Annotated in this window: 26 protein-coding genes and 1 pseudogene; 16 read left to right on the forward strand and 11 right to left on the reverse strand. The window is 61.3% G+C overall.

All coding sequences use genetic code 11. From position 1 onward, the window contains the following. Window positions 1-34 precede the first annotated feature (34 nt). The 3 genes from LOY50_RS23655 to LOY50_RS23665 form a co-directional block, all read right to left on the reverse strand. Window positions 35-937 carry an alpha/beta fold hydrolase gene (locus tag LOY50_RS23655; protein WP_258689338.1) on the reverse strand — a complete coding sequence of 301 codons (903 nt, stop codon included), beginning with the start codon at window positions 935-937 and terminating at the stop codon, window positions 35-37. Then, window positions 937-1,719: a class II aldolase/adducin family protein gene (locus tag LOY50_RS23660; protein ID WP_258689340.1), complete on the reverse strand. Its 783-nt coding sequence runs from the start codon at window positions 1,717-1,719 to the stop codon at window positions 937-939. The genes LOY50_RS23655 and LOY50_RS23660 overlap by 1 nt, the downstream gene beginning before the upstream one ends. Before the next feature lie 136 nt (window positions 1,720-1,855). Continuing rightward, complete coding sequence (locus LOY50_RS23665) at window positions 1,856-2,311, reverse strand: flavodoxin (RefSeq protein WP_253478059.1); 456 nt, start codon at window positions 2,309-2,311, stop codon at window positions 1,856-1,858. A 153-nt stretch (window positions 2,312-2,464) separates the two neighbouring features. On the opposite strand from LOY50_RS23665, the gene LOY50_RS23670 reads away from it, so the two are divergent. Continuing rightward, a complete protein-coding gene (locus LOY50_RS23670; protein ID WP_253478063.1) occupies window positions 2,465-2,938 on the forward strand; it encodes a PAS domain-containing protein in 474 nt (157 codons plus the stop codon). A 54-nt stretch (window positions 2,939-2,992) separates the two neighbouring features. Beyond that, window positions 2,993-3,598, forward strand: coding sequence for a hypothetical protein (locus tag LOY50_RS23675; protein ID WP_018604184.1), 606 nt, complete (start codon window positions 2,993-2,995; stop codon window positions 3,596-3,598). Here LOY50_RS23675 and LOY50_RS23680 read toward each other — a convergent pair. After that, on the reverse strand, window positions 3,595-4,554 hold the full coding sequence (locus LOY50_RS23680) for a MerR family transcriptional regulator (protein ID WP_258689341.1): 960 nt from the start codon (window positions 4,552-4,554) through the stop codon (window positions 3,595-3,597). The two genes, LOY50_RS23675 and LOY50_RS23680, sit on opposite strands and share 4 nt — an antisense overlap. Window positions 4,555-4,774: 220 nt before the next feature. Here LOY50_RS23680 and LOY50_RS23685 point away from each other — a divergent pair, with 220 nt between their 5' ends. The 7 genes from LOY50_RS23685 (at window position 4,775) to LOY50_RS23715 (ending at window position 9,502) form a co-directional block, all read left to right on the forward strand. Then, window positions 4,775-5,335: an antibiotic biosynthesis monooxygenase gene (locus LOY50_RS23685; protein WP_258689342.1), complete on the forward strand. Its 561-nt coding sequence runs from the start codon at window positions 4,775-4,777 to the stop codon at window positions 5,333-5,335. A 217-nt stretch (window positions 5,336-5,552) separates the two neighbouring features. Then, window positions 5,553-6,263, forward strand: coding sequence for a dihydromonapterin reductase (gene folM, locus LOY50_RS23690; RefSeq protein ID WP_253478071.1), 711 nt, complete (start codon window positions 5,553-5,555; stop codon window positions 6,261-6,263). A 20-nt stretch (window positions 6,264-6,283) separates the two neighbouring features. After that, window positions 6,284-6,844, forward strand: a complete 561-nt coding sequence (gene folE / locus LOY50_RS23695) for a GTP cyclohydrolase I FolE (RefSeq protein WP_003205453.1) — start codon at window positions 6,284-6,286, stop codon at window positions 6,842-6,844. Then, window positions 6,845-7,225, forward strand: coding sequence for a dihydroneopterin triphosphate 2'-epimerase (gene folX / locus LOY50_RS23700; RefSeq protein WP_214512482.1), 381 nt, complete (start codon window positions 6,845-6,847; stop codon window positions 7,223-7,225). A 97-nt stretch (window positions 7,226-7,322) separates the two neighbouring features. Continuing rightward, window positions 7,323-7,619: a DUF1244 domain-containing protein gene (locus tag LOY50_RS23705; RefSeq protein WP_003205454.1), complete on the forward strand. Its 297-nt coding sequence runs from the start codon at window positions 7,323-7,325 to the stop codon at window positions 7,617-7,619. After that, window positions 7,612-7,950: a HopJ type III effector protein gene (locus LOY50_RS23710; protein ID WP_253478074.1), complete on the forward strand. Its 339-nt coding sequence runs from the start codon at window positions 7,612-7,614 to the stop codon at window positions 7,948-7,950. Before LOY50_RS23705 ends, LOY50_RS23710 begins: the two co-directional genes overlap by 8 nt. 301 nt (window positions 7,951-8,251) lie before the next feature. Then, window positions 8,252-9,502 (forward strand): aspartate aminotransferase family protein, encoded by a 1,251-nt coding sequence (locus LOY50_RS23715; protein ID WP_253478077.1) that lies wholly within the window; start codon window positions 8,252-8,254, stop codon window positions 9,500-9,502. Window positions 9,503-9,686: 184 nt separating this feature from the next. Here LOY50_RS23715 and trxB read toward each other — a convergent pair whose 3' ends face one another. After that, window positions 9,687-10,649, reverse strand: a complete 963-nt coding sequence (gene trxB / locus LOY50_RS23725) for a thioredoxin-disulfide reductase (RefSeq protein ID WP_003205459.1) — start codon at window positions 10,647-10,649, stop codon at window positions 9,687-9,689. A 311-nt stretch (window positions 10,650-10,960) separates the two neighbouring features. Between trxB and cysZ the strand changes: the two genes are divergently transcribed. Together cysZ and LOY50_RS23735 are read left to right on the forward strand one after the other, a co-directional pair. After that, a complete protein-coding gene (gene cysZ / locus LOY50_RS23730; protein ID WP_214512479.1) occupies window positions 10,961-11,716 on the forward strand; it encodes a sulfate transporter CysZ in 756 nt (251 codons plus the stop codon). Window positions 11,717-11,756: 40 nt separating this feature from the next. Then, on the forward strand, window positions 11,757-12,956 hold the full coding sequence (locus LOY50_RS23735) for a glycosyltransferase family 1 protein (RefSeq protein ID WP_253478080.1): 1,200 nt from the start codon (window positions 11,757-11,759) through the stop codon (window positions 12,954-12,956). A gap of 137 nt (window positions 12,957-13,093) precedes the next feature. Here the strand turns inward: LOY50_RS23735 and LOY50_RS23740 are convergent, their stop codons facing one another. From LOY50_RS23740 to LOY50_RS23750, 3 genes are all read right to left on the reverse strand, one after another. Beyond that, window positions 13,094-14,197 (reverse strand): NADH:flavin oxidoreductase, encoded by a 1,104-nt coding sequence (locus tag LOY50_RS23740; protein WP_258689344.1) that lies wholly within the window; start codon window positions 14,195-14,197, stop codon window positions 13,094-13,096. 213 nt (window positions 14,198-14,410) lie between these two features. Beyond that, window positions 14,411-14,893 carry a glutathione peroxidase gene (locus tag LOY50_RS23745; RefSeq protein WP_018612606.1) on the reverse strand — a complete coding sequence of 161 codons (483 nt, stop codon included), beginning with the start codon at window positions 14,891-14,893 and terminating at the stop codon, window positions 14,411-14,413. A gap of 121 nt (window positions 14,894-15,014) precedes the next feature. Continuing rightward, entirely contained in the window at window positions 15,015-15,500 is a 486-nt protein-coding gene (locus LOY50_RS23750; protein WP_018612607.1) for a peptidylprolyl isomerase, read from the reverse strand. Between LOY50_RS23750 and LOY50_RS23755 the strand changes: the two genes are divergently transcribed. Genes LOY50_RS23755 through LOY50_RS23765 form a run of 3 tightly spaced genes read left to right on the forward strand, consistent with a single transcriptional unit; the run spans window position 15,469 to window position 18,876 of the window. Then, window positions 15,469-15,807: a DUF3565 domain-containing protein gene (locus tag LOY50_RS23755; protein ID WP_018612608.1), complete on the forward strand. Its 339-nt coding sequence runs from the start codon at window positions 15,469-15,471 to the stop codon at window positions 15,805-15,807. The two genes, LOY50_RS23750 and LOY50_RS23755, sit on opposite strands and share 32 nt — an antisense overlap. A gap of 60 nt (window positions 15,808-15,867) precedes the next feature. Continuing rightward, window positions 15,868-17,967, forward strand: a complete 2,100-nt coding sequence (gene pta, locus LOY50_RS23760; protein ID WP_214512476.1) for a phosphate acetyltransferase — start codon at window positions 15,868-15,870, stop codon at window positions 17,965-17,967. Beyond that, on the forward strand, window positions 17,968-18,876 hold the full coding sequence (locus LOY50_RS23765) for an acyltransferase (protein WP_258689345.1): 909 nt from the start codon (window positions 17,968-17,970) through the stop codon (window positions 18,874-18,876). Between the two features lie 205 nt (window positions 18,877-19,081). Here LOY50_RS23765 and cysN read toward each other — a convergent pair whose 3' ends face one another. The 3 genes from cysN to LOY50_RS23780 form a co-directional block, all read right to left on the reverse strand. Continuing rightward, the gene (cysN, locus tag LOY50_RS23770) at window positions 19,082-20,980 is read right to left on the reverse strand and encodes a sulfate adenylyltransferase subunit CysN (protein ID WP_258689346.1); all 1,899 of its coding nucleotides are present in this window, start codon (window positions 20,978-20,980) and stop codon (window positions 19,082-19,084) included. A gap of 9 nt (window positions 20,981-20,989) precedes the next feature. Next, window positions 20,990-21,907, reverse strand: coding sequence for a sulfate adenylyltransferase subunit CysD (gene cysD / locus LOY50_RS23775; protein WP_003178041.1), 918 nt, complete (start codon window positions 21,905-21,907; stop codon window positions 20,990-20,992). A 270-nt stretch (window positions 21,908-22,177) separates the two neighbouring features. Further along, a complete protein-coding gene (locus LOY50_RS23780; protein ID WP_053125142.1) occupies window positions 22,178-22,936 on the reverse strand; it encodes a Nif3-like dinuclear metal center hexameric protein in 759 nt (252 codons plus the stop codon). Between the two features lie 104 nt (window positions 22,937-23,040). Between LOY50_RS23780 and algW the strand changes: the two genes are divergently transcribed. Together algW and LOY50_RS23790 are read left to right on the forward strand one after the other, a co-directional pair. Next, a complete protein-coding gene (gene algW / locus LOY50_RS23785) occupies window positions 23,041-24,201 on the forward strand; it encodes a Do family serine endopeptidase AlgW (RefSeq protein WP_072344423.1) in 1,161 nt (386 codons plus the stop codon). Window positions 24,202-24,344: 143 nt separating this feature from the next. Further along, window positions 24,345-26,446: pseudogene (locus LOY50_RS23790) on the forward strand (TonB-dependent siderophore receptor). The last annotated feature ends 13 nt before the right edge of the window (window positions 26,447-26,459 follow it).

Here is a 26,459-nt window from a genome sequence, read left to right on the forward strand (position 1 = left end):
CGCTCCCACACAAGCTAGCCCCCACAGGGTGTCGTCATGAACAGGCCATTTGTCTGCTCGGCGCGGCGATGGCTTCGCGAAACGCCAGGTAATGCTTGAGCACCTGCACCGGCGCCTCGATGTGCGGGTAATGACCAATGTCGGGCAACAACACCGTGTCCGGGTTCGGGATCAGGACCTCGTAGCGCGCCACCATGTGCTCACCGGAAATCGGGTCGAGCGCGCCGTCGATCACCCGCAACGGCACGTCGCCGCGCTGCATCGCCTGCACCCAGCGATCACGCTGCACACGGCGTTCGGGAATATAGGCGATGAGCTTGTGCATGATCCTCGGACCGTGATGGGCTTGCACCAGGCTCCAGAAATCATCCAACTCGCTTTCAGTGGGGGTGGTCCTGGGGCCGAAAATCTGCCGAAAGCTGCTGACCAGGCTTTCCCGGGAGAACGCCCGCCCCAACAGCCACCCCAGGGGGCTGAGCAAGAGTTTCTGGGCCCAGACCGGGCGGTGGGTTTCCGGGAACAGGCCGCCATTGAGAAAGACACAACTGGCGAGGTGGATGCGCGCTTCGTAATGCCGCGCCAGCAGTTCCTGGGCCACGCTGTCGCCGTAATCGTGGGCCAACACATGCAGCGCGCCCCGCACATTCAGGTGCGCCAGCAAGGCCTGCTGCAAATCGGCTTGCTCCAGCAGGCTGTAGACGTGATCCGTCGGTTTGGCGGAGTCGCCGAAACCGAGCATGTCACACGCGATCACCCGGTAGCGTTGCGCCAGCGGTTGCCACAGGTAATGCCAATCCCAACTGGCGGTGGGAAAACCGTGGATCAGCAGCAGCGGCTCGCCCTGCCCGGCCACCCAGTAACGGATGGCATGACCACGGAACATGAAGATCTGGCTGCGCTGGCGCCAGATACGCAGGGGAATCTGGGCCAGGGGCATCAGCTTCTATACCCGGCGTCTTGTTGATCGAGCTTGCGCAACAACGCCGGCCAGGCCAACGCGCCGCCCATGCCCTGGGCGCTTTTGGTCACCCCGGCGATCATCGCCCGGGCGCCAGCCAGGATCTGCGGCTCGATGGCAATCAGTTCGGCCCCGCCGCTCTGCGCCAGGACCTGAATGTCACAGGCCCGCTGAAAGGTGAACATCATCAGGAAGGTATCGGCGATGGTCCCGCCGCAGGTCAGCAAGCCATGGTTATGCAGCATCAGGAAGTTGCTCTCGCCCAGGTCCACCTGCAGGCGAGCCTTTTCTTCGTGATTCAAGGCCACCCCTTCGTAGGCGTGATAGGCCAGGCTCGACAGCACGAACAGCGATTGCTGGCTGATCGGCAGCACCCCCTGCTTCTGGGCCGATACCGCCACGCCAGCAGCGGTGTGGGTGTGCAGCACACAGGCCACATCATGGCGCACCTCATGCACCGCACTGTGGATGGTGTAGCCGGCCGGGTTGATCTCGTAGGGGCTGTCCATCAACTTGTTGCCGGCCTGATCGACCTTGACCAGGCTCGAGGCGGTAATTTCATGGAACATCATCCCGAACGGGTTGATCAGGAAATCCTCGGTACCGGGAACCTTTGCGGAAATATGGGTGAAGATCAGGTCATCCCAACCATGCAGCGCGACAAGCCGATAACAGGCGGCAAGGTCCACCCGGGTTTGCCATTCGGCCGCACTGACCTGACCCTTGATGCTGAGTGTCGTTTGGACGGGCGCTACGCTCACGGCTCTGACCTCTGGTTTCTTGTTATATGTCTCGATCGAAACGTCGTACGCAAGAAAATCAGTCTAGTCAGCTCTTTCAGAGGCGGTAGTTGCGTTGGCAGCCAGCTTACTGGCCGAACGAGTCAGCGCACCCGCTTCAAGCGCGCAACGTGTCGATCAACTCAGCGAGCCATGGCTCGGCGTCGGTTTCCGGCGTGACACTTTCGCTGGCATCCAGACGCAGCATCGGCAGCACCTCGCGTACGCCCAATTCGACGAACAGCTCGCACATCTGCTCGCCACCGGCGCAGAAGGTATCCCCATAGCTGGCGTCGCCCAGGCCGATCACCGCGCCAGGCAAACCACGAAAGAACCCGGGCAACTGGTCGCGGATGACCGAATACAACGGCATCAAATTGTCCGGCAACTCGCCCATGCCGGTCGTGGAAGTCACTGCCAGCACGGCCTCTGGGGCGAATGCCTGCACATCCGCCAGGGTCGCACGCGGGTCGTGCCAGGTTTCAAAGCCTGCCTCGCGAAGCAGTTTGGCGGCGTGCCGGGCGACTTCTTCGGCGGTGCCATACACCGAGCCGGAAAGAATGGCGACTTTCATCAATCTGATCCTGAACCTGAAAAAAGAGCCGGAATAGTACCAGTTGCGCCTGTCAGGCTACGAATGGCTCTCAACGGCCCTAATGGCCAGTGGACAGCCTGTCGATTTCTTTTAGAATGCTGCTTCGACAAGGATGTTCAAAGGGTTCTCCCCATGATCAACGCTCAACTGATGCAACTGGTCATCAATGCTTCGAACGACGGGATTGTCATCGCCGAAAAAGAAGGCGAAGACAATATCCTGATCTACGTAAACCCGGCCTTCGAACGATTGACCGGTTATCACCGCGACGAAATCCTCTATCAGGATTGCCGGTTCCTGCAATCGGGTGATAGGGACCAGCCCTCGCTGGAGCTGATTCGCAAAGCCCTGAAAGAGGGTGGTACCTGTCGTGAGGTGCTGCGCAATTACCGCAAGGACGGCACGCCGTTCTGGAATGAGTTGTCACTGTCCACGGTAAAAAACCAGGCTGACGGACATACCTATTTCGTGGGTGTGCAAAAAGACGTCACGACCCAGGTCAAGGCTCAACAACGCGTCGCACAGCTGGAAAAGGAGCTGGCCGACGCGCGGGAGACAATTGCCCGGCTCGAAGCGACGAACGGTTCAAACAAAACCACGAATTAATGGTCAGTCACTACAATCACCAGTGAACACGTAAATAATCATTTCGAGCAGATCATGCAGCGCGATGCCCTTCTGACGCAGGATGAACTGGATTTCATCCGAACCATGCAACACAACCCGCAACTGAACGAGCGGGATGTCACGTCGAGCTTGCTGGTAAACGGTGGGTCGCAGATCCGTGACTTGCTGACACGTCTGGCGGCAAATGAGCAGGTTACGCTGCAAGCCAATTTCGAAAACCAGCAAATGACCTTTCCGCTGCATCTGGTGGAAGACGAATTCCATGCGATGCACCTGCGCTTGGGTGTACCGAGCATCTACGAGGACGGACCGAAGATACGCCCATGGCGTCTGGCGCTCGAAGAGCCGGTGGCGCTGGAAAATATCAAGGGTCAGCCGGGACCGCTGTGGGTCCACGAAGTCTCCTGCAAAGGCGTATTGCTGGAAAACCGCAGTCGAACCAAACCGCCGAAGCAGTTTGCCTTGTGGTTCAGCCCATCAGGCTACGAGAGAATTTCCTTGCGAGGCACCTTCGAACGGGAAACCGATCGCGGCCTGTTTGCCTACCACCTGAGCCAGAATGACCAGGACGAGACGGAGCGCCTGCGCCAGTACATCCTGCAGCAACATCGCCTGACCCATCCCTCCATGCATCTCTAGGTGTCGAGGTTGCCTGCCAGAAATTGACGCAGGCGCTGGCGCATCACCGCTCCTTCATTGCCCAGGCAACCGATCGACGATCCAACCAGGCTCTCCTGTGCCAGATCGGATGCATCACCGGCCAGCATCAACGGGCAATCCAGGCTCATTGCCAACTTCCCCAAGCGTTTAGGTAAATCGACCGCTGGCGCATGATTGGAAACCAGCACCAATGCCACCGGTTGGACCTTCTGGCACACCAGGGTCAATTCCTCGAACGGCAGGCCGATCGACAACAGCCTGACGCCCACTTCCTCCTTGGACAGGAACAGCGCCGTGACCAGCAACTCCAGTTCATGGCAATGATCGGCAATCGCGCAGACCAGGACACGCGGCGACGCACCTTCGCGCTTGAGCAAGAGCCGCTGGGCGATGCGCGAACGCAGGAAACCATCAAGAAACACCCATTCGCTGGCTTGCCCGAACGTCTGCTGGCGCTGCAATAGCTGTCGCCAAAGCGGCATCAGGATTTCCTGGAATACGATCGGCACGGTGTAGGTGGAAAAGACCTGCCCGTAGACGCGATCCAGTTCTACATCGTCAAAATTGCTAACCGCGTCCGCCACCTGTTGTTGCCAGCGGGCGTGATCGGTCCTGACCAGATCGGATGAGATCAGCGTGGAGACCGGTTGCACCGACTCGGTCTTCGCCAGGATCTTTCCCACTTTGCTGACGGCCACCCCGCGCTCGAGCCAGGCCAGGATGCTGCGCACCTTTTCGATATCGCTCAACGAGTACAGGCGATGCCCGCTTTCGGTGCGGGTAGGCTGGATCAGACCGTAGCGCCGCTCCCAGGCACGCAGGGTCACGGGGTTAACGCCGGTCATGCGCGCGACTTCGCGAATGGGAAACAGGTCCTCCCGCTTCAACGCACCTGATCCCTGGAAAACGAAGCCATCCTCGGTGATTACACTCATTTTGGCAGACAATTCCGGCTGGCAAATTGGACCCTAGTTTACCCCTCCCAGGACATGTCATGACAAGAATAAACGTACTCGATGTGCGGTTTTGTTGTTTTATGCGCAATCGGGAATAATTCTTGCCTGTTTTTTGGCGACCAGACGCTACCCACCACCCCGGGGCGTCCCCCGCGAACCTCCTACCCGGAGTACCGCGCCTGTCTTACGGAGATACATAATGTCTACCTCACCCGTCACCCTGATGGTTGCCCGCCGCGTTGCCAATGGACGTTATCAGGACCTGATCGCCTGGTTGCGCGAAGGCGAACAACTGGCAACCGACTTTCCCGGCTACCTGGGTTCCGGCGTGCTCGCTCCACCGCCCGAGGACGATGAATTCCAGATCATCTTCCGTTTTGCCGACGAGCAAACGCTGCACGCCTGGGAACACTCTGCTTCTCGCATGGCCTGGCTGGGACGGGGCAGTGATCTGTTTGCCCATCCCTCCGAACATCGGGTGCGTGGCATCGATGGCTGGTTCGGTGCGGTCGGCCAGCGTCCGCCCCGTTGGAAACAGGCAGTGGCCATCTGGCTGGCGTTCTTTCCCGTGTCGCTGTTGTTCAATTTCCTGTTGGGGCCGCTGCTGGGCGAACTGGGCCTGTTGAACCGGGTGTTCATCAGCACGCTGATCCTGACGCCACTGATGGTCTACCTGTTTATCCCGATGTCGACCCATCTGCTGGCGAACTGGCTCAACGGCGCGCCACAGCGGACGTTGCCGGCTACGCAGAATCATTGATGTCGCCAGCCTGCGCATTGATCCGTGTGGGAGCCCCAAACCTGTGGGAGCGAGCTTGCTCGCGATGAGGCCGGTACATCCACACCAAGTGTTGCCCGTCAGTCCGCTATCGCGAGCAAGCTCGCTCCCACAGGGGAACTCTGGATTCACCTTTGGACATAGGACGCGCACCGCGTCGCTGTTATAGTTTTGCTCTTGCCGTGAACCGAGCCGTCCTATGTCCAGCGCCATCGCCCCGATCCTGATCACTGGCGCAGCCCAGCGCGTCGGCCTGCATTGTGCCCGGCGATTGCTGGAAGACGGGCAACCGGTGATCGCGACCTATCGCACCGAACGCCCTGGCGTGCAGACGCTGCGGGACCTGGGGGCGGTGGTGCTGTTTGCCGACTTCTCCAGCGAAGCGGGGATCCTGGCCTTTATCGAACAACTCAAGCAGCACACCGACCGGCTGCGGGCCATCGTGCACAACGCCTCGGCCTGGTTGGCCGAAGAGCCCGGCAGCGAAGCGACGGCCTTCAACGCCATGTTCGGCGTGCACATGCTTGCGCCTTACCTGATCAACCTGCACGGCGCCGAGCTGCTGCAGCGTTCAACCCCGGCGGATATCGTGCACATCAGCGATGACGTGACCCGCAAGGGCAGCGCCCGGCATATCGCCTATTGCGCCACCAAGGCCGGCCTGGAAAGCCTGACCCTGTCGTTCGCGGCGAAGTTCGCCCCGGCGATCAAGGTCAACGGCATCGCCCCGGCCCTGCTACTGTTCAACCCCGAGGACGACGCGGCTTACCGCGCCAAGGCCCTGGCCAAGTCCGCGCTGGGCATCGAACCCGGCAGCGAAGTGATCTACCAGAGCCTGCGTTATCTGCTGGACAACCCTTATGTCACCGGCACGACCCTGACCGTCAACGGCGGGCGGCACGTCAAATAGCCTTGTTTCGAGGATGCACCATGACGCTATCCCTGCCCCAGAACTACCGAGAGATCCTTATAGGCCTGGGGGAAAACCCCGAGCGCGAAGGTCTGCTCGATACCCCGGTCCGTGCCGCCAAGGCCATGCAGTACCTCTGCCATGGTTATGAACAAAGCGTCGAGCAGATCGTCAACGGCGCGCTGTTCGCCTCTGACAGCGATGAAATGGTGATCGTCGCCGACATCGAGCTCTATTCACTCTGCGAACATCACCTGTTGCCCTTCATCGGCAAGGCCCATGTGGCTTATATTCCTACGGGCAAGGTCCTGGGGCTGTCGAAGATCGCCCGATTGGTGGACATGTTCGCCCGCCGCCTGCAAATCCAGGAGAACCTGACCCGGCAAATCGCCGACGCGGTGCAGCAGGTCACCCAGGCCGCCGGCGTGGCGGTGGTGATCGAGGCCCAGCACATGTGCATGATGATGCGCGGTGTCGAAAAACAGAACTCGACCATGAACACCTCGGTGATGCTCGGCGCCTTTCGCGATTCCAGCACCACGCGCCAGGAGTTCCTGCAATTGATTCGACGGAGCAATTAAATGCCACAACTTCAGCCATCCATGGCACGCATCAAGGTCAAGGACCTGCGCCTGCGCACCTTCATCGGCATCAACGAGGATGAAATCCTCAACAAGCAGGATGTGTTGATCAACCTGACCATCCTCTACGCTGCCCAGGAAGCGGTGCGCGACAACGACATCGACCACGCGCTGAACTACCGCACCATCACCAAGGCGATCATTGCCCACGTGGAAGGCAACCGCTTCGCCCTGCTCGAACGTCTGACCCAGGAATTGCTCGACCTGGTCATGGCCAACGAATCGGTGCTGTACGCCGAAGTCGAAGTCGACAAACCCCACGCCTTGCGATTTGCCGAGTCGGTGTCGATTACCCTTGCGGCAAGCCGGGCGGCTTCGTAGCCGCTACTGGCTTCAAGCGGTAAACTTCAAGCCTGATCAACGCCATCCAATTTGCAGCTTGAAGCTCGCCGCTTGCAGCTGCCCGTCAGGGAACACCATGAACGACCAACAACGCCTCGAACTCGAAGCCGCCGCTTTCCGTCGGCTGGTTGCCCACCTGGACAGCCGCAAGGATGTGCAGAACATCGACCTGATGAACCTCGCCGGCTTCTGCCGCAACTGCCTGTCCAAGTGGTACAAGGCCGCCGCCGATGAACGCCAGGTCGAGGTCAGCCTCGACGACGCCCGCGAAGTGGTCTACGGCATGCCGTACGCCGAGTGGAAAGCCCAATACCAGAAAGAAGCCAGCGCCGAACAACAGGCGGCGTTCGCCAAAGGAAAACCCGATGCCTGATCTCAATACCCTGCGTACCCGTCTCAAGAGCGGCGAACATGCCTTCGCCGACACCCTGGCCTTTATCGCCGCCGGTTACGACTACCAGCCCCAGGCCTTCGACAACGGTGGCGTGCACAACGCCGCCGGGCAGAACGAAGGTTCGTGCAAGACCCTGGGCCTGGCGCTGCTCGAAGGCTTGAGCGATGAAGAAGCGCTGCTGGCGTTTGGCGAACATTACCGTTCGGTGCTGGCCACGCCCGAAGGCAGCGATCACGGCAATATCCGCGCGCTGATGGCCCATGGGCTGGCCGGTGTGACGTTCGAGGCACAGCCGCTGCAGCGGCGCTGATCGTCCCGCTTTTGTGGCGAGGGCTCCCGCAGGACTCTGTAGGAGCTGGCGAAGCCTGCGATCTTTTGATCTTTCACTTGAGACTCAAGTGTACGGGCAAAGATCGCAGCCTCGCTTCGCTCGACAGCTCCTACAAGCCCAGCGGGAGCAACCTCCCTCGCCACGGGTTGCCCCCCCAAGTAAGCGGCACCTCACCACATCCCGACTTTTAAGATTGACCCGGCAACTTTATTTCGTTTGCCGGGCCCCTCTGCTCGCGGCTTAGATAACGGAAATTTCTCCATCGTCCGGGCCGTCATCCATGAGCAGCGAAACCATCAGCCAATCGATCTCCATCGTGCACCCCGTCAGCCTCAGCCACGGCAAGAATGCCGAGGTCTGGGACACCGACGGTAAACGCTACATCGATTTCGTCGGCGGCATCGGTGTGTTGAACCTCGGCCATTGCCATCCGCGCATTGTCGAGGCGATCCGTGAACAGGCCACCCGGCTGACGCACTACGCATTCAATGCCGCGCCCCACGCCCCCTACATTGAATTGATGGAGCGCCTGGCGGCGTTTGTCCCGGTGGATTATCCGGTCAGCGGCATGCTCACCAACAGCGGCGCCGAGGCAGCGGAGAACGCCTTGAAGATCGTACGCGGCGCCACGGGCCGTACCGCCGTGATTGCGTTTGATGGCGCCTTTCACGGCCGCACCCTGGCGACCCTCAACCTCAACGGCAAGGTCGCGCCTTACAAGCAGAAAGTCGGCGTACTGCCCGGGCCGGTGTATCACCTGCCGTACCCCAGCAAGGACAACGGCGTCACCGGCGAAGAAGCCTTGAAGGCCATGGAGCGGCTGTTCAGCGTCGAGATCGACGTGAATGACGTGGCCTGTTTCATTGTCGAACCGGTGCAGGGCGAAGCCGGTTTCCTGGCGATGGATGTGCCCTTCGCCCAGGCTCTGCGGCAGTTCTGCGACGACAAGGGCATTGTGCTGATCGTCGATGAGATCCAGTCCGGCTTCGGCCGCACCGGCCAGCGCTTTGCCTTCCCACGGCTCGGCATCGAGCCTGACTTGGTCCTGCTCGGCAAAAGCATCGCCGGCGGCGTGCCCTTGGGCGCGGTGGTGGGACGCAAGGCGCTGCTGGACAACCTGCCCAAGGGCGGCCTCGGTGGCACCTACTCGGGCAACCCCATCGCCTGCGCCGCCGCCCTGTCGACCCTGGATGAAATGACCGACGCCAACCTGCATGCCTGGGGCTCGCAACAGGAGGAGGCGATCGTCAGCCGCTACCAATCCTGGCGCAACCGTGGGCTGACGCCCTACCTGGGCCGCCTGACCGGCGTCGGCGCGATGCGCGGCATCGAGCTGACCCACGCCGACGGCACCCCGGCCTCGGCACAACTGACGCAACTGCTGGCCCTGGCGCGGGAATCGGGCTTGCTGCTGATGCCCAGCGGAAAATCGCGGCACATCATTCGGCTGCTGGCGCCGTTGACGACCGAGCCGGCAGTGCTGGAGGAAGGCTTGGATATCCTGGAGGCGTGCTTGGCGAAGCTGGCCTGAACACGGTCCTCTTGACCACACAGAACCCTGTGGGAGCGAGCTTGCTCGCGATAGCGTCAGGTCAGCCAACATCGATGTTGACTGATACACCGCCATCGCGAGCAAGCTCGCTCCCACAGGGGGCACCGGCAGGTATCCAGGCATTAAAAAACCGGCCGAAGCCGGTTTTTTTGTGCCCGCTGAATCAGAACGAAGCGTTCTGCAGGCCATCCAGGTAGCGCTCGGTGTCCAGGGCTGCCATGCAACCGGCACCGGCCGAGGTGATCGCCTGGCGGTAGACGTGGTCGGCCACGTCGCCGGCCGCGAAGATACCTTCGACGCTGGTGGCAGTGGCGTTGCCGTCGCGGCCGCCCTTGACCACCAGGTAGCCGTCTTTGAGTTCCAGCTGGCCTTCGAACAGCGAGGTGTTCGGGGTGTGGCCGATGGCGATGAAGACGCCGTCAACCTTGATCTCGTCAAAGCTGCCGTCGTTATTCTTCAAGCGGGCACCGGTCACGCCCATGTTGTCGCCCAGCACTTCGTCCAGGGTCGCGTTGAGCTTGAGGATGATCTTGCCTTCGGCGACGCGGGCATTGAGCTTGTCGATCAGGATCTTCTCGGCGCGGAAAGTCTCGCGACGGTGGATCAGGGTGACCGTGCTGGCGATGTTGGCCAGGTACAGCGCTTCTTCAACGGCGGTGTTACCACCACCGACCACTGCCACAGGCTTGTTGCGGTAGAAGAAACCGTCGCAGGTGGCGCAGGCGGAAACACCTTTGCCCATGAAGGCTTCTTCCGACGGCAGGCCCAGGTAACGAGCGCTGGCGCCGGTGGCGATGATCAGGGCATCGCAGGTGTAGGTCGCGCTGTCGCCGGTCAGGGTGTAGGGCTTGGCGGCGAAATCCACGGCATTGATGTGGTCGAAAACGATCTCGGTCTCGAAGCGCTCGGCGTGTTCCTTCATGCGCTCCATCAAGGCCGGGCCGGTCAGGCCGTGGACGTCGCCCGGCCAGTTGTCGACTTCGGTGGTGGTGGTCAATTGACCGCCGGCCTGCATGCCGGTGATCAGCAGTGGCTTGAGGTTGGCACGGGCCGCATAAACCGCAGCGCTGTAACCGGCAGGGCCGGAACCGAGAATAATCACTCGCGAATGACGCACTTCAGACATGACCTGCTCCTGTTGACCGGACCTTGCGGGCCGGAACGCCGGGTGAGCGGCGCGAATAAAAAAGGACCGTTGACGCACTTGGGGAAGGCTTGGGTTCGACAGTCCTGGAAAAGAATGGGTGCAGCGTATCGAGGGAGCGAAGATTAAGGAAATACGGTTTAACAATCCAGCTCATAGGTGAGCTCTATCCCCAGCGGTCCTTTCAATAGGCGCCTTCGCCTCAAGAAACGTTGTTACACGCCATGTCGCCGCTTTCCCGGGCGAGGCAAAGCCGGTAAGGTCGGCGCGTTCACCTTCGCTCGGAGCCACCTATGCCCGCCCCCGTCCTGTCCGGCCCGCAATATTTGCGAGAGGGTCTCAAGCTGGTCTTGAGCCCGGGCCTGCGCTTGTTTGTACTCTTGCCCCTGGCGATCAACCTGGTGCTGTTCGTCGGCTTGATTTACCTGGCCGGCCACCAGTTCAGCCTGTGGGTCGATACGCTGATGCCGTCGCTGCCAGACTGGCTCAGTTTCCTCAGCTATGTCCTCTGGCCGCTGTTCGTGGTGCTCGTCGTGCTGATGGTGTTCTTCACCTTCACCATGCTCGCCAACATCATCGCTGCACCGTTCAACGGCTTTCTCGCGGAAAAAGTCGAAGTGGTCATCCGTGGTACCGACGACTTCCCGGCCTTCAGTTGGGCCGAGTTGATCGCCATGATCCCGCGGACCCTCGGCCGGGAAGCGCGCAAGCTCGGCTATTTCCTGCCCCGCGCCCTGGGGCTGTTCGTGCTGTCGTTCATCCCCGTGGTCAACCTGGTGGCGGCACCACTGTGGCTGCTGTTCGGCGTGTGGATGATGGCGATCCAGTACATCGACTATCCGGCGGACAACCACAAGCTGGGCTGGAACGAAATGCTCGCCTGGCTGCGGGAAAAACGCTGGCAGAGCCTGGGCTTTGGCGGCAGCGTGTACCTGGTGCTGCTGATCCCGGTGGTGAACATCCTGATGATGCCGGCAGCGGTGGCCGGCGCGACGTTGTTCTGGGTCCGTGAGCAAGGCGCCGAGACCGCGCTGGCCCGCCAGGGCTGAGCCAGTCACAAATCCATCATCCTGGCGTCACAATGACGAAATGGCCCCGGTCGACACTGGGGTCATGACCACACCTCTGCACATTACCCTGATCACCGAAACCTTCCCGCCGGAAATCAATGGCGTGGCCAATACCCTGGGCCGCCTGTACGACGGCCTGCGCGCCCGCGGGCATCAGGTCGAGCTGATACGGCCGCGCCAGGTCGACGACCAACGCCAGGCCAGTGACGAGCAGTTGCTGCTGTGCCGGGGCTGGCCGCTGCCGGGCTATCCGGGTTTGCAGTGGGGCCAGGCGTCGATGCACAAACTGCTCAGGCGCTGGAAACGCCATCGTCCGGACGTGCTGTACATCGCCACCGAAGGGCCGCTGGGTTTGTCGGCGCTGCGGGCGGCACGGCGCCTGGGCATCTCGGTGGTCAGTGGTTTCCACACCAATTTCCAGCAATACACCCAACAGTACGGCCTCGGGCTGTTGAGTCGAGTGCTCACCCATTACCTGCGCTGGTTTCACAACCGCTCCAGCCTGACCCTGGTGCCCAGCCTCAGCCAGCGCCTGGAACTGGAGCGCCGACATTTCGAGCGCGTGGCGCTGCTGTCGCGCGGCGTGGACAGCCAACTGTTTCATCCGGTCAAGCGCTCGGCGAGCCTGCGTGAGGCGTGGGGCCTGGGCGACGATGACATCGCCGTGATCCACGTCGGACGCCTGGCTCCGGAGAAAAACCTCGGCCTGCTCAAGCGCAGTTTCGCCACGCTGTGCAGTGCTTTCCCAGGGCGACGGATGAAACTGGTGGTGATCGGCGACGGCCCGCAGCGGTCCGCGCTGGAGCAGGAGTTGCCCGAAGCGATCTTTTGCGGCCCGCAACGCGGCGAGGCGCTGGCCAGTCATTATGCGTCCGGGGATGTGTTTGTCTTTCCGAGCCTGACCGAAACCTTCGGCAATGTGGTGCTGGAGGCGCTGGCGTCCGGGCTGGGCGTGGTGGCCTACGACCAGGCCGCGGCGGCCCAACATATTCGCCACGGCTATAACGGCGTGCTGGCGATGCCGGGGGATGAGGAGGCGTTCTGCGATGCGGCCCGTTGGCTGCTGGAGAAGCGCGAGACTTTGCGTTGCGTGCGGCTCAATGCGCGCCAGCATGCCAGCCGTCAGGGTTGGGCGTCGGTGATCGAGCAGTTCGAGGCGCAGTTGCGCGGGGTTTGTGTGGGTGAGCAGGTGATGCCTGCTGCGCCGACAGTGCGCTGAATCTTCAGTGAAGCTGAGGCCGCCATCGCGAGCAAGCTCGCTCCCACATTCGGTCCCCAGGGAACACATATCTTGTGTTCACCCTAGATCCACTGTGGGAGCGAGCTTGCTCGCGATGGCGTCGGATCAGGCCCCGCTTAAACCAGGGTCATCAACGCCTCGCGACTGAACGGCAAGATCTCCTGCTCCCGACCTTCACGGACTTTCTGCGCCCAGTCCGGATCCACCAGCAGCGCACGCCCCACCGCCACCAGGTCGAACTCGTCGTTGTTCAGGCGCTCCAGCAGTTTTTCCAGGCTGGCCGGTTGCGCGATTTTGTCGGTGTTGACCATGAACTGCAGGAACTCGCCGTCCAGGCCGACGCTGCCGACGGTGATGGTGGGCTTGCCGGTGAGCTTGCGGGTCCAGCCGGCCAGGTTCAGCTCGGAGCCTTCGAACTCCGGCTCCCAGAAGCGCCGTGTCGAGCAGTGGAAAATATCCACGCCCGCCTCGGACAATGGCTTGAGGAATTCGCCCAGGGCTTCAGGGGTCTGCACCAGACGCGCGGTGTAGTCCTGCTGTTTCCATTGGGAGAAGCGGAAAATGATCGGGAAACCCTCGCCCACCGCCGTGCGCACGGCACGAATCAATTCGATCGCAAAGCGCGAACGATTGACCAGGCTGCCTCCGTAACCGTCGGTGCGCTGGTTGCTGCCTTCCCAGAAGAACTGGTCCACCAGGTAGCCGTGGGCGCCGTGGATTTCCACTCCGTCCATGCCGATGCTTTGCGCGTCTTTTGCCGCCTGGGCGAACGCGGCGATAACCTCGTCAATGTCCGCCTGGGTCATGCCGTGGACCACCACCTGGCCGTCCTTGAGCTTTTCGGTCGGGCCATAGCCCGGCACGCTGGCGTCCGGCTCGGTGCCGATGCGTCGCACACTGCCCACATGCCACAGTTGTGGAACGATCTTGCCGCCTTCGGCGTGTACCGCATCAACCACTTTTTTCCAGCCGGCCAACGCGGCGTCGCCATAGAAATGCGGCACGTTCGGGTAGCCGTTGGAAGCCTTGTGCCCCACCGTCGTGCCCTCGGTGATGATCAGGCCGACCCCGGCCGCCGCGCGGCGACGGTAATACTCGATGACCTTGGCATTGGGCACGCCGCCCGGCGAAAAGGAACGGGTCATCGGCGCCATCACCACCCGGGTCGGCAACTCGAACGCGCCGAGGTGGAAAGGTTTGAACAGGGCTTTTGCAGGCATGAGGCACTCCACGGGACGAAGTCACAGGTCGGATATGACGACGATAATATGGAGCATGGTAAGCGCTGGGTAGCACTATTGATTTGAATGATTAAGGATCAAAAGGACGCAGCGAGTATCACCGCCTTCGACTCGCTCAAGCGCATCCCCTGTGGCGAGGGAGCTTGCTCCCTAGCCACAAGAGATCATCATTATGGCTGCAACTTTTGAGGATCAGCCCAGCGCTTTTTCGATCGCCTGGATCACGGCAGGATCATCCGGCGCCGTGCGCGGCGAGAAACGCGCCAGCACCCGCCCGTCCTTGCCGAGCAGGAATTTTTCGAAGTTCCAGGTAATGTCTCCGGGAAACTCGGCCCCCTCGCCCGCCAGCAGGCGGTACAACTGGTGACGATCATGGCCGTTCACGTCCAGCTTGCTGGACAGCGGAAACGTCACGCCGTAGTTGAGGCTGCAAAAATCCTGGATTTCCTGCTCGGTCCCCGGCTCTTGCCCGGCGAACTGATTGCAGGGCAGGCCCAGCACGCTGAAACCCTTGGCCTTGTATTGCTGATAGAGATTTTCCAGCGCCGCGTATTGAGGCGTCAGGCCACATTTGGAGGCGACGTTGACCACCAGCACGACTTGCCCCTTGAACGGCGCCAGAGCAAGCTCCTGACCATCCAGGGCTTTGAGTTTAAGGTCGTGGAAAGCACTCATGACGAACTCCAGGTTTGCGGATCTTTTCGAAACAGCCATGGGTGATGCTAACAGCAACCGACTAAAAAGGCGCCGTATGGCGCCTTTCCAGTTCACTGGTCATTTGAGCGTAGCGCACAAATCAGTGGTGATGGCCGCCTTCGCCATGGACGTGACCATGGGCAATTTCTTCCTGGCTGGCGTCACGGATATCGACGATCTTGACTTGGAAGTTCAAGCGCTGGCCGGCCAACGGGTGGTTGCCGTCAACGGTGACGTCATCGCCTTCCAGGTCGCGGATGGTGACGATCTGCATCTGGCCATCGGGCGCCGAGGCGTGGAACTGCATGCCCACTTCCAGCTCATCCACGCCTTCGAACATGCTGCGGCTCAAGGTGCTGACCAGCTCAGCGGAGTATTCACCGTAAGCGTCTTCCGGCTCAACGGCCACTTTCAGCTCGTCACCGACGGCTTTGCCCTCCAGGGCCTTTTCCAGACCCGGAATGATATTACCTGCGCCTTGCAGGTAGACCAGCGGAGCGCCGCCGGCAGAGCTGTCGATGACCTCACCAGCGTCATTGGTCAGGGTATAGTCGATGGAGACAGCCTTATTGGCGGCGATCAGCATGGGGCGAGACCTTTTGCATAAGAATGAAGAACGGACAAGTCTAAACAAGGATTTGCCCGAAAGCGAACGGAACCCGGACAAACGGGCTAGCTCGAACAGACCGACGGTCACCGGTTTCCATCAGGACGAGGACGGGCACTGGGTGGCCGAGCTGTCCTGTGGCCACACTCAGCACCTGCGTCACCAGCCACCGTGGCAGTCCCGGGCCTGGGTGCTGGACCCCGGGCAACGTATTGAAAAAATAGGCCAGCCCTTTGATTGCGGCTGGTGCGCTCAAGGCCCTGTTAGCGATAACCTTGGCGACTGAATTGTGGGTAGATGACCAGTCATAGGTCGCGCCATTGCCATGCTCCCTTAGAGAATCCGCATGCAAACTTTTTTTATCGCACCCACCGATTTTGGTGTGGGCCTGACCTCCATCAGCCTCGGGCTGGTGCGTACCCTTGAGCGGGCCGGACTGAAAGTCGGCTTTTTCAAACCCATTGCCCAACCTCACCCCGGCGACACCGGGCCGGAACGCTCCACCGAGTTGGTGGCCCGCACCCATGGCCTCAAGCCGCCGCAGCCCCTGGGCCTGGCGCACGTCGAGCGCATGCTCGGCGACGGCCAGCTCGATGAGTTGCTGGAAGAGATCATCACCCTTTACCAGCAGGCGGCCATCGGCAAGGACGTGCTGGTCGTCGAAGGCATGGTCCCGACCCGCAACGCCAGCTACGCCGCCCGGGTCAACCTGCACCTGGCCAAGAGCCTGGACGCCGAGGTCATCCTGGTGTCGGCGCCGGAAAACGAAGTGCTGACCGAACTGTCTGGCCGGGTAGAGTTGCAGGCGCAGTTGTTTGGCGGGCCGAAGGACCCGAAAGTTCTCGGGGTGATCCTGAACAAGGTCCGCACCGACGAAAGCATGGAGGCGTTTTCCGCACGGCTCAAGGAGCACTCGCCCTTGCTGCGCAGCGGCGATTTCCGCCTGCTCGGTTGCATCCCGTTTCGCCCCGAACTCAATGCCCCGCGCACCCGCGACGTGGCCGACCTGATGGGTGCGCAGGTGCTCAACGCCGGCGACTACGAAACCCGGCGCATGAGCAACATCATCATTTGCGCCCGCACCATGCGCAACACCGTGGAACTGCTCAAGCCCGGCGTGCTGGTGGTAACCCCCGGCGATCGCGACGACATCATCCTGGCCGTGAGCCTGGCAGCGATCAACGGCGTGCCGCTGGCCGGCTTGCTGCTGACCAGCGACACCCTGCCCGACCCGCGCATCATGGACTTGTGTCGCGGTGCCTTGCAGGCGGGGTTGCCGGTGCTGTCGGTGAGCACCGGTTCCTATGACACCGCCAACCTGCTCAACGGTTTGAACAAGGAAATCCCCATCGATGACCGCGAACGTGCGGAGATCATCACCGATTTTGTCGCCAGCCACCTGGACGCCAAGTGGCTGCACCAGCGCTGCGGCACGCCACGGGAAATGCGCCTGTCGCCAGCGGTGTTCCGCTATCAGTTGATCCAGCGCGCCCAGGCCGCCAACAAACGCATCGTGCTGCCCGAGGGCAGCGAACCGTTGACCGTCCAGGCCGCCGCCATTTGCCAGGCCCGGGGCATTGCCCGCTGTGTGTTGCTGGCAAAACCGGCCGACGTCGAAGCGGTGGCCCGCGCCCAAGGCATCGAACTGCCGCCGGGGCTGGAGATTCTCGACCCGGATTCGATTCGCGAACGCTACGTCGAACCCATGGTGAGGTTGCGCAAGAGCAAAAGCCTGAACGCGCCGATGGCCGAGCAGCAACTGGAAGACACCGTGGTCATCGGCACCATGATGCTGGCCCTGGATGAAGTGGACGGGCTGGTATCCGGCGTCATCCACTCCACCGCCAACACCATCCGTCCGGCGCTGCAACTGATCAAGACCGCGCCAGGATGCTCGCTGGTGTCCTCGGTGTTTTTCATGCTGTTTCCCGAAGAAGTGCTGGTCTACGGCGACTGCGTGATGAACCCGCACCCCAGCGCCGCGGAGCTGGCGGAAATCGCCCTGCAAAGTGCCGACTCGGCCGCCGCGTTCGGCATCACGCCGCGGGTGGCGATGCTCAGCTACTCCAGCGGTGAGTCGGCCAGTGGCGAAGAAGTGGAAAAAGTTCGCGAAGCCACCCTGCTGGCCCACGAGGCCCAGCACGGCCTGTTGATCGATGGTCCGTTGCAATACGACGCCGCCGCCAACGAAACCGTGGCACGGCAATTGGCGCCCAACAGCCAGGTGGCTGGCCGGGCGACGGTGTTCATCTTCCCGGACCTCAACACCGGCAACACCACCCACAAGGCCGTGCAGCGCAGCGCCGATTGCGTCAGCCTCGGGCCAATGCTGCAAGGCTTGCGCAAACCGGTGAATGACTTGCCGCGCGGCGCCCAGGTCGACGACATCGTGTACACCATCGCCCTGACCGCGATCCAAGCCGCCAACCGACCTTTGGACATTTAAATGCTGGACTTCCTGCCTGCCCCCTTGCGCGGCGTCATTGCCTCGCTGCTGTTGGCGCTGAACACCATCGCCTGCTGCACGCCGCTGTTCATCGTGGCGATCTTCAAGCTGTTGCTGCCCTTCCCCACCGCCCAGCGCTTCACCAACTGGCTGATGGGCCACATCCACGAAGCCTGGATCAGCAACAACAAGGCCTGGATGAACCTGCTGCGTCGTACCCGCTGGCACCTAAGCGGCCTGGAAGGCCTGGACTACCAGCATTCGTACCTGATCACCAGCAACCACCAGAGCTGGGTCGACATCATGGTGTTGCAGTACGTGCTGAACCGACGCATCCGGCCGTTGAAGTTCTTCCTCAAGCAGGAACTGATCTGGGTGCCGGTGATCGGCCTGGCCTGGTGGGCGCTGGGCTTCCCGTTCATGAAACGCTACTCCAAGGCTTACCTGGAAAAGCATCCGGAAAAGAAAGGCAAGGACCTGGAAACCACCCGCAAGACCTGCGCGAAGTTTCGCGACAACCCCGTGGGTATTTTCAATTTCGTCGAAGGCACGCGTTTCACCGACGGCAAGCATGCCCAGCAGCAGTCACCGTTTCGCCACCTGCTCAAGCCCAAGGCTGGCGGTATCGCGTTTGTACTGGATGCCATGGGTGAGCAACTGGAGTCGATCATCAACGTGACCATTCATTATCCGGGCGGTCGTCCGGGGTATTGGGATTTGCTCTGCGGCAACGTTGGAGAGGTGGTGGTGCATTTCCAGGAACTGAAGATCCCAGCGCAGTTCATTGGCAAGAACTACGACCAGGACGGCGTGTATCGCCTGGAGTTCCAGGGCTGGATCAACCAGTTGTGGCAGGACAAGGATGCGTTGCTTGCGCAGATGCATCGGGAATACCCCAGCCAGCACTGATCCCCTGGTGGGAGCAGGCTGTGTGGGAGCAAAGCTTGCTCGCGATCCAGGCGCTGCGGTCCTCAAGAGACCGCGGCGTTTTCATCGCGGGCAAGCCTTGCTCCCACACAGCCCGCTCCCATAGTTGACCGAATTGTTCTCTGGAAATGAAAAAGCCCGCAGATGATCACTCATCCGCGGGCTTTTTTATTTACCGCAGCGAGACTTAGATCGCCCCACGCTTGCGCAGCAGATCCAGCACCTGCTTGACACTCTCTTCCAGTGTCAGCGCCTGGGTGTCGATCACCAGGTCGGCATCCAGCGGCACGTCATACGGGAAGGACTCGCCTGGGATGTTGTCGCCAGCGGCGGCATACAGCCCTTGCGGATCACGCTGGGCGCACACCGCTGGCGAAGCCTGGACGTAGACCGTCAGCAGACGCTCCTTGCCGATCAGCGCTTTGGCCTGTTCGCGGCCTTCGGCATCCGGGGCGACAAACGCGGCGAGGGTCAGCAGGCCGGCTTCGTTGAATTGACGGGCGACATGAGCCGCACGGCGCCAGTTCTCGGTACGTCCGGAGCGATCCTGCGGCAAGCCCTTGTTCAGGTCATGACGCAGGTTCTGGCCATCGAGGACAAAGACCGCACGGCCCGAGTCGAACAACTTGCGCTCGACCGCATAGGCCAGCGTGCTTTTGCCAGCGCCCGACAGGCCACTGAACAGAACCGTGGCCGGCTGCTGGCCGAAGCGCTGGGCGCGTTCTTCCACCGACACATGGGCCAGCTTGCCGTGGTGCGTGCTGCTGCCGTGAGCCAGCGGCTGGGCGACGATCATGCCGGCACCGACCGTGCCGTTGGTCAGGCGATCGATGACGATGAACGCACCGGTGGTGCGGTTGCTCTCGTAACCGTCCAGGGCAATCGGCGCATCCAGAGCGATCTTCACCTTGCCGATTTCGTTGAGCTGCAACGCGCTGGCCGGACCTTCTTCAAGGGTGTTCACATCGACCTTGTTGACGATGCTGGCAATCGAGCCCGGCACGTAGCTGGTGGCGCGCTTGATGTCGTATTTCTTGCCCGGCAGCATCGGCTCTTCGGCCATCCACACCAGCATCGCTTCGAAGCTGTCGGTGACCGGTGGCACGTTGTCGGCATGCACCAGCAAGTCGCCACGGGAGATGTCGATTTCGTCTTCCATGGTCAGCGTTACCGCCTGGCCAGGACCTGCACGCTCCAACTCGCCCTCGAAGGTGACGATGGATTTCACGCGGCTGCTCTTGCCCGACGGCAGCACCACCACTTCGTCGCCCTTGTGCACGATGCCGCTGGCGAGGGTGCCGGCGAAACCGCGGAAGTTCAGGTTCGGACGGTTGACGTACTGCACTGGGAAACGCAGGTCGGTGAAGTTACGGTCGCCCGCCACTTCCACGGTCTCGAGGATTTCCATCAGCGACTGGCCGGTGTACCACGGCGAACGCTCGGACTTGTTCACCACGTTGTCGCCCTTGAGGGCGGACATCGGCACGAAGTGCATGGTGGTGGGCTTCATCTTCAAGCCTTCGGCGAACTTCAGGTAGTCGGCCTTGATCGACTCGAACACGCCCTGGTCGAAGTCCTTGAGGTCCATCTTGTTGATGGCCACGACGATGTGCTTGATGCCCAGCAACGAGGCAATGAAGCTGTGGCGACGAGTCTGGGTCTGCACGCCGTAGCGGGCGTCCACCAGGATGATCGCCAGGTCACAGGTGGAGGCACCGGTGGCCATGTTGCGGGTGTACTGCTCATGGCCTGGGGTATCGGCGATGATGAATTTACGCTTGGCGGTGGAGAAATAGCGGTAGGCGACATCAATGGTGATGCCTTGCTCGCGCTCGGCCTGCAGGCCGTCGACCAGCAACGCCAGGTCGATATCGTCACCGGTGGTGCCGACTTTCTTCGAATCGCGGGTGATGGCTTCCAGGTGATCTTCGTAGATCATCTTGGAGTCGTGCAGCAGGCGCCCGATCAGGGTGCTCTTGCCGTCGTCGACGTTACCGCAGGTCAAAAAGCGCAGCAGCTCTTTACGCTCGTGCTGGCCCAGGTAGGCGAGGATGTCCTCGCTGATCAAATCAGATTGATGCGACATGACAGCCCCTTAGAAATAACCTTGACGTTTTTTATCTTCCATCGAGCCTGCGCCATCGTGGTCGATGACCCGGCCCTGGCGCTCGGAAGTTCGCGTCAGGAGCATTTCCTGGATGATGTCCGTCAGGCTTTCGGCCTCGGACTCCACCGCGCCCGTCAACGGGTAGCAGCCAAGAGTACGGAAACGCACTTTCTTCTTGACGATACGGGCTTTGTCTTCGTCGGACAGGTGCTCGAGGATGCGCTCGTCGTCGATCATGATCAGCGTGCCGTTCTTCTCGATCACTTCACGCTCGGCGGCAAAGTACAGCGGCACGATCGGGATGCCTTCGAGGTAGATGTACTGCCAGATGTCCAGCTCGGTCCAGTTCGACAGCGGGAATACCCGGATCGACTCGCCTTTGTTGACCTTGCCGTTGTAGACGTTCCACAGCTCCGGGCGCTGGTTCTTCGGGTCCCAGCGGTGCTTGCTGTCGCGGAACGAGTACACGCGCTCCTTGGCGCGGGATTTCTCTTCATCGCGACGGGCACCGCCGAACGCGGCGTCGAAACCATATTTGTCCAAGGCCTGCTTGAGGCCTTCGGTCTTCATGATGTCGGTGTGCTTGGCACTGCCGTGGGTGAACGGGTTGATGCCCTGCGCCACACCGTCCGGGTTCACATGGGTGATCAGGTCCAGGCCCAGTTCCTCGACCATGCGATCGCGAAACTTGTACATTTCCTGGAATTTCCAGCGGGTGTCGACGTGCATCACCGGAAACGGCAGCTTGCCGGGGAAGAACGCCTTGCGTGCCAGGTGCAGCATCACGGCGGAGTCTTTACCGATGGAGTACAGCATCACCGGGTTATCGAACTCGGCGGCCACCTCGCGGATGATGTGGATGCTTTCCGCCTCCAGCTGTTTCAGATGCGTCAGTTTGTCGACCATGGCTACTCACGAAAACTTTCTTATGAACGGCCAGCGGGCCGTGTTCGAGCGGGGAATCCTAGCACAGCGACCTCTTCTAATCAGGGCGCCAACTAGATCGAAACAGCATATGGATATGCCCAGTGGTTCGGGCATTGCGGTGAGTTCTGGGGGAGCCAGTGAACTCTGTGGGAGCAAAGCTTGCTCGCGATAGCGGCGTTGCATGTGCCGACGTCATCGCGAGCAAGCTTTGCTCCCACAGGCCCGCTTCCACAGTTGGTTCAGCGCTAGTCAGATGGGATTCGGGCAATCGATGAAGATGTGCTCCAGGGCAAAGCGGCGCGCCAGGTAGTCACCCAGCGCCTGGACGCCATAGCGTTCGGTCGCATGATGGCCGGCGGCGATGAAACTGATGCCGTTTTCCCGCGCGCTGTGGAACGTCTGCTCCGACGCCTCGCCGCTGAGGTACAGGTCGACGCCAGCCAACACCGCCTGATCGATATAGCCCTGGCCGCCACCGGTGCACCAGCCAACCCGGCGGATCATCTGCTCGCCTTCGATCAACAACGGCTCACGCCCCATGGTTTCCTGGACCTTGCGTGCGAAATCCCGCGCCGTCATCGGTTCGGACAGGGAGCCGACCAGGCCGACGATCTTGGGGTTGTCCGGGTCCAGCGGTCCCTCGACGGTGATGTCCAACTGGCGGGCCAATTGCACGTTATTGCCCACCTCCGGGTGCAGGTCCAACGGCAAGTGATAAGCCAACAGGCTGATATCATGCTTGAGCAACGTCTTGAGACGACGCTGTTTCATGCCGGTGACGCAAGGGTTTTCGCCCTTCCAGAAATAACCGTGATGCACCAGTACCAGGTCGGCCTCGGCCTCGACGGCAGCGTCAAGCAAGGCCTGGCTGGCGGTGACACCACTGACGATGCGCATCACCTGGGGCGCACCTTCGACCTGCAGGCCGTTGGGGCAATAATCGGCAATCCGGCTGCTGGCCAGGTAACGGTCCGCTTCTTCGACCAGGGTGTTCAGGGCTACGGCCATGAAAAGACTCCTAAATATCCCGTTCAGAGGCACGCGCGGCCTCGTATAATGCGCGACATTATGGGCGGTCTCATACCGCCTGCAACCTCTGTAGGACGTGCTTAATGCTCAAGGCGCTGCGTTTTTCCGGCTGGCCGCTGTTGGCCGGCGTGCTTGTCGCTCTACTGATTATCCAGCGCTACCCGGAATGGGTGGGCCTGCCGAGCCTCGACGTCAACTTGCAGCAGGCGCCGCAAACCAAGGCGGTGCAACAGGGGCCGGTGTCCTATGCCGACGCCGTGACCACCGCGGCGCCAGCCGTGGTGAACCTGTACACCACCAAGGTCATCAACAAACCCAGCCATCCGTTGTTCGAAGACCCGCAATTCCGGCGCTTCTTCGGCGACAACTCGCCCAAGCAGAAGCGCATGGAGTCGAGCCTGGGGTCGGGCGTGATCATGAGCCCGGAAGGTTATATTTTGACCAACAACCACGTCACCAGCGGTGCCGACCAGATCGTGGTGGCCCTCAAGGACGGCCGCGAAACCCTGGCCCGGGTGATCGGCAGCGACCCGGAAACCGACCTCGCGGTACTGAAGATCGACCTCAAGAACCTCCCGGCCATCACCATCGGCCGCTCCGACAGCATCCGCATCGGCGACGTGGCCCTGGCCATCGGTAACCCGTTCGGCGTCGGCCAGACCGTGACCATGGGCATCATCAGCGCCACCGGGCGCAATCAGTTGGGCCTGAACAACTACGAGGATTTCATCCAGACCGACGCCGCGATCAACCCCGGCAACTCCGGCGGCGCGCTGGTGGATGCCAACGGCAATCTGACCGGGATCAATACGGCGATCTTCTCCAAGTCCGGCGGCAGCCAGGGCATCGGTTTCGCCATTCCGGTGAAGCTGGCGATGGAGGTGATGAAGTCCATCATCGAGCACGGCCAGGTGATTCGCGGCTGGCTGGGTATTGAAGTCCAGCCGCTGACTCAGGAACTGGCGGAGTCCTTCGGCTTGTCCGGGCGGCCCGGCATCGTGGTGGCGGGGATTTTCCGCGACGGCCCGGCGCAGAAGGCCGGCCTGCAACTGGGCGATGTGATCCTGAGCATCGATGGCGAGCCGGCCGGCGATGGCCGCCGCTCGATGAACCAGGTGGCGCGGATCAAGCCCACCGACAAGGTGACGATCCAGGTCATGCGCAACGGCAAGGAGCTCAAGCTCACCGCTGAAATCGGCCTGCGCCCACCGCCGGCACCGGTGGTGCTCAAGGAAGAGCAGTAAGGCGCGTCAAGCCTTTCCCCCTGTGGCGAGGGAGCTTGCTCCCTCGCCACAAAGAAAGGCGCTCGATTGGCAAATCAGCAATAGCATGAATTCTCATCAGTAGTGTTATATTGTTTCAATTCTAAAAATTGGAACAATATAACATGCCGCCTTTGAAGCGGATTTCCCTCGCCGGCCTGGCTTTGGGCCTGCTGGGCGATCCGGCCTACGCCGAAGACATCCAGCCTCTGGAACTGGACGCCGTCAACGTGACGTCCGACTACGAATCCCCCACCGGGCCCGTCACGGGCTATCGCGCCACCCGCTCTGCCAGCGCCACCAAAACCGACACGGCCCTGCGCGACATCCCGCAATCGATCAGCGTGATTCCCGCCAGCGTGCTCAAGGACCTGGGCAGCACCAACGTCGAACGGGCATTGGAATATGCCGGCGGTGTATCGAAGCAGAACAACTTCGGTGGCCTGACGCTCTACGAATACAGCGTGCGCGGCTTCACCACATCGGAGTTCTACAAGGACGGCTTCAGTGCCAACCGTGGCTATCCGAGCACGCCGGACACGGCGAACATCGAACGCATTGAAGTGCTCAAGGGCCCAGCCGCCAGCCTGTATGGACGGGGCGATCCCGGCGGTACGGTGAACATCGTCACCAAGAAACCCCAGCCCGAAGCCTTCACCACCTTGCAAACCAGCGCCGGCAGTTGGGATCGCTACCGCACCGCGCTGGACGTCAACACGCCACTGGATACCGAAGGCAACCTGTTGTCGCGGGTCAACTGGCGATCGAGGACAACCACAGCTTTCGCGATCACGTCGACAGCCAGCGCGTCTTCATCGCGCCTTCCATCAGTTGGCAATTGAACCCCGACACCCGGTTGCTGGTGGAAAGCGAAATCGTGCGCCACAGCTCGACGTTCGACCGTGGCATCGTCGCCCCGAACAACCGCTGGAGTGGCGTTTCCCGCTCGACCTTTCTGGGCGAACCCAACGACGGCGACATCGACAATCACAACAACATGCTCCAGGCCGCCCTCGAACATCAGCTCAACGACACCTGGCAACTGCGCCTGGCCAGCCATTACAAGCAGGGTGAACTCTGGGGTTTTGCCTCCGAAGCACGACCACTGAACGCCGACGGCCACACGGTGGACCGCCGCTATCGCGAGCGCGACAACAATTGGCACGACAGCATCACCCAACTGGAATTGCGCGGCTTGTTCGACCTCGGGCCGTGGCGGCATGAGCTGCTGATCGGCAGCGAATACGAGGATTACCGCAAGAACGAGCGCGTGACCAACATCGCCGGCGCTTACCCCATCGACATCTATCAGCCGGTCTACGGCCAGCCAAAACCCAATGGCGCTCGGACCGGCACCGACTTCTTCGAACATGTGCAAAGCCGCGCGCTGAACCTGCAGGACCAGATCGTCTTCACCGACAAGCTGCGGGGCATGCTCGGCGTACGTTATGAGCATTTCGAGCAGAGCATCGACGATCACACCCGCAATCGCACCAACCGCCAACGTCACGATGCCCTGACGCAGCGGGCCGGCCTGCTGTATCAACTGACGCCCGAGGTTGGCCTGTTCGCCAACGCCTCCACCTCGTTCAAGCCCAACAACGGCCTGGATGCCGGTGGGAAAACCTTTGATCCCGAGGAAGGGGTTGGCTATGAAGTGGGGATCAAGAGCGAGTTGTTCGACGACCGCCTGAGCACCACCCTGGCGGCGTTCCATATAGAGAAGGAAAACGTCCTGGCGCAAATCGCCGGGACTGATTTCTACAGTGCCATGGGTAAGGCCCGCAGCCAGGGCATCGACCTGCAATTCACCGGGCAGGTGACCGACGCCGTGCGGGTGATCGGAGCCTATGCCTACATCGATGCCGAAGTGACCCAGGGTGACGAGCAAATCCCCACGGGCAGCCGGATCCTCGGCGTCGCCAAACACAGCGCCAGCCTGCTGGGCGTCTACGAATTCCAGGACGGGCACCTGCGCGGTTCGGATGTTGGCGCGGCGTTCACCTACGTCGGCGATCGCTCGGGCGAAGCTGGCAAGGATTTCGAACTGCCGGCCTACCACACCGTGGACCTGCTGGCCCATTACAAGGCCAGCGATGACGTCACCGTGGGGCTGAACCTGAACAACGTCTTCGACGAAAAATACTACGAGCGCGCCTACAGCAACTACTGGGTCACCCCCGGCGAGCCGCGCAACTTCACCGTCAGTCTCACCTTCGCTCTGTAAAAGGAAAATCCGC

The organism is Pseudomonas sp. B21-010, from assembly GCF_024749325.1.
GTDB lineage: Bacteria > Pseudomonadota > Gammaproteobacteria > Pseudomonadales > Pseudomonadaceae > Aquipseudomonas > Aquipseudomonas kilonensis.

What these genes read in the sequence shown, in the direction of transcription:
- LOY50_RS23655 (WP_258689338.1), bottom strand. Translation starts at nt 937, where the DNA reads ATGCCCCTGGCCCAGATTCCCCTGCGTATCTGGCGCCAGCGCAGCCAG.
- LOY50_RS23665 (WP_253478059.1), bottom strand. Translation starts at nt 2,311, where the DNA reads ATGAAAGTCGCCATTCTTTCCGGCTCGGTGTATGGCACCGCCGAAGAA.
- LOY50_RS23670 (WP_253478063.1), top strand. Translation starts at nt 2,465, where the DNA reads ATGATCAACGCTCAACTGATGCAACTGGTCATCAATGCTTCGAACGAC.
- LOY50_RS23675 (WP_018604184.1), top strand. Translation starts at nt 2,993, where the DNA reads ATGCAGCGCGATGCCCTTCTGACGCAGGATGAACTGGATTTCATCCGA.
- LOY50_RS23680 (WP_258689341.1), bottom strand. Translation starts at nt 4,554, where the DNA reads ATGAGTGTAATCACCGAGGATGGCTTCGTTTTCCAGGGATCAGGTGCG.
- LOY50_RS23685 (WP_258689342.1), top strand. Translation starts at nt 4,775, where the DNA reads ATGTCTACCTCACCCGTCACCCTGATGGTTGCCCGCCGCGTTGCCAAT.
- folM (WP_253478071.1), top strand. Translation starts at nt 5,553, where the DNA reads ATGTCCAGCGCCATCGCCCCGATCCTGATCACTGGCGCAGCCCAGCGC.
- folE (WP_003205453.1), top strand. Translation starts at nt 6,284, where the DNA reads ATGACGCTATCCCTGCCCCAGAACTACCGAGAGATCCTTATAGGCCTG.
- folX (WP_214512482.1), top strand. Translation starts at nt 6,845, where the DNA reads ATGCCACAACTTCAGCCATCCATGGCACGCATCAAGGTCAAGGACCTG.
- LOY50_RS23705 (WP_003205454.1), top strand. Translation starts at nt 7,323, where the DNA reads ATGAACGACCAACAACGCCTCGAACTCGAAGCCGCCGCTTTCCGTCGG.
- LOY50_RS23710 (WP_253478074.1), top strand. Translation starts at nt 7,612, where the DNA reads ATGCCTGATCTCAATACCCTGCGTACCCGTCTCAAGAGCGGCGAACAT.
- LOY50_RS23715 (WP_253478077.1), top strand. Translation starts at nt 8,252, where the DNA reads ATGAGCAGCGAAACCATCAGCCAATCGATCTCCATCGTGCACCCCGTC.
- trxB (WP_003205459.1), bottom strand. Translation starts at nt 10,649, where the DNA reads ATGTCTGAAGTGCGTCATTCGCGAGTGATTATTCTCGGTTCCGGCCCT.
- cysZ (WP_214512479.1), top strand. Translation starts at nt 10,961, where the DNA reads ATGCCCGCCCCCGTCCTGTCCGGCCCGCAATATTTGCGAGAGGGTCTC.
- LOY50_RS23735 (WP_253478080.1), top strand. Translation starts at nt 11,757, where the DNA reads ATGGCCCCGGTCGACACTGGGGTCATGACCACACCTCTGCACATTACC.
- LOY50_RS23740 (WP_258689344.1), bottom strand. Translation starts at nt 14,197, where the DNA reads ATGCCTGCAAAAGCCCTGTTCAAACCTTTCCACCTCGGCGCGTTCGAG.
- LOY50_RS23745 (WP_018612606.1), bottom strand. Translation starts at nt 14,893, where the DNA reads ATGAGTGCTTTCCACGACCTTAAACTCAAAGCCCTGGATGGTCAGGAG.
- LOY50_RS23755 (WP_018612608.1), top strand. Translation starts at nt 15,469, where the DNA reads ATGGAGACAGCCTTATTGGCGGCGATCAGCATGGGGCGAGACCTTTTG.
- LOY50_RS23750 (WP_018612607.1), bottom strand. Translation starts at nt 15,500, where the DNA reads ATGCTGATCGCCGCCAATAAGGCTGTCTCCATCGACTATACCCTGACC.
- pta (WP_214512476.1), top strand. Translation starts at nt 15,868, where the DNA reads ATGCAAACTTTTTTTATCGCACCCACCGATTTTGGTGTGGGCCTGACC.
- LOY50_RS23765 (WP_258689345.1), top strand. Translation starts at nt 17,968, where the DNA reads ATGCTGGACTTCCTGCCTGCCCCCTTGCGCGGCGTCATTGCCTCGCTG.
- cysN (WP_258689346.1), bottom strand. Translation starts at nt 20,980, where the DNA reads ATGTCGCATCAATCTGATTTGATCAGCGAGGACATCCTCGCCTACCTG.
- cysD (WP_003178041.1), bottom strand. Translation starts at nt 21,907, where the DNA reads ATGGTCGACAAACTGACGCATCTGAAACAGCTGGAGGCGGAAAGCATC.
- LOY50_RS23780 (WP_053125142.1), bottom strand. Translation starts at nt 22,936, where the DNA reads ATGGCCGTAGCCCTGAACACCCTGGTCGAAGAAGCGGACCGTTACCTG.
- algW (WP_072344423.1), top strand. Translation starts at nt 23,041, where the DNA reads ATGCTCAAGGCGCTGCGTTTTTCCGGCTGGCCGCTGTTGGCCGGCGTG.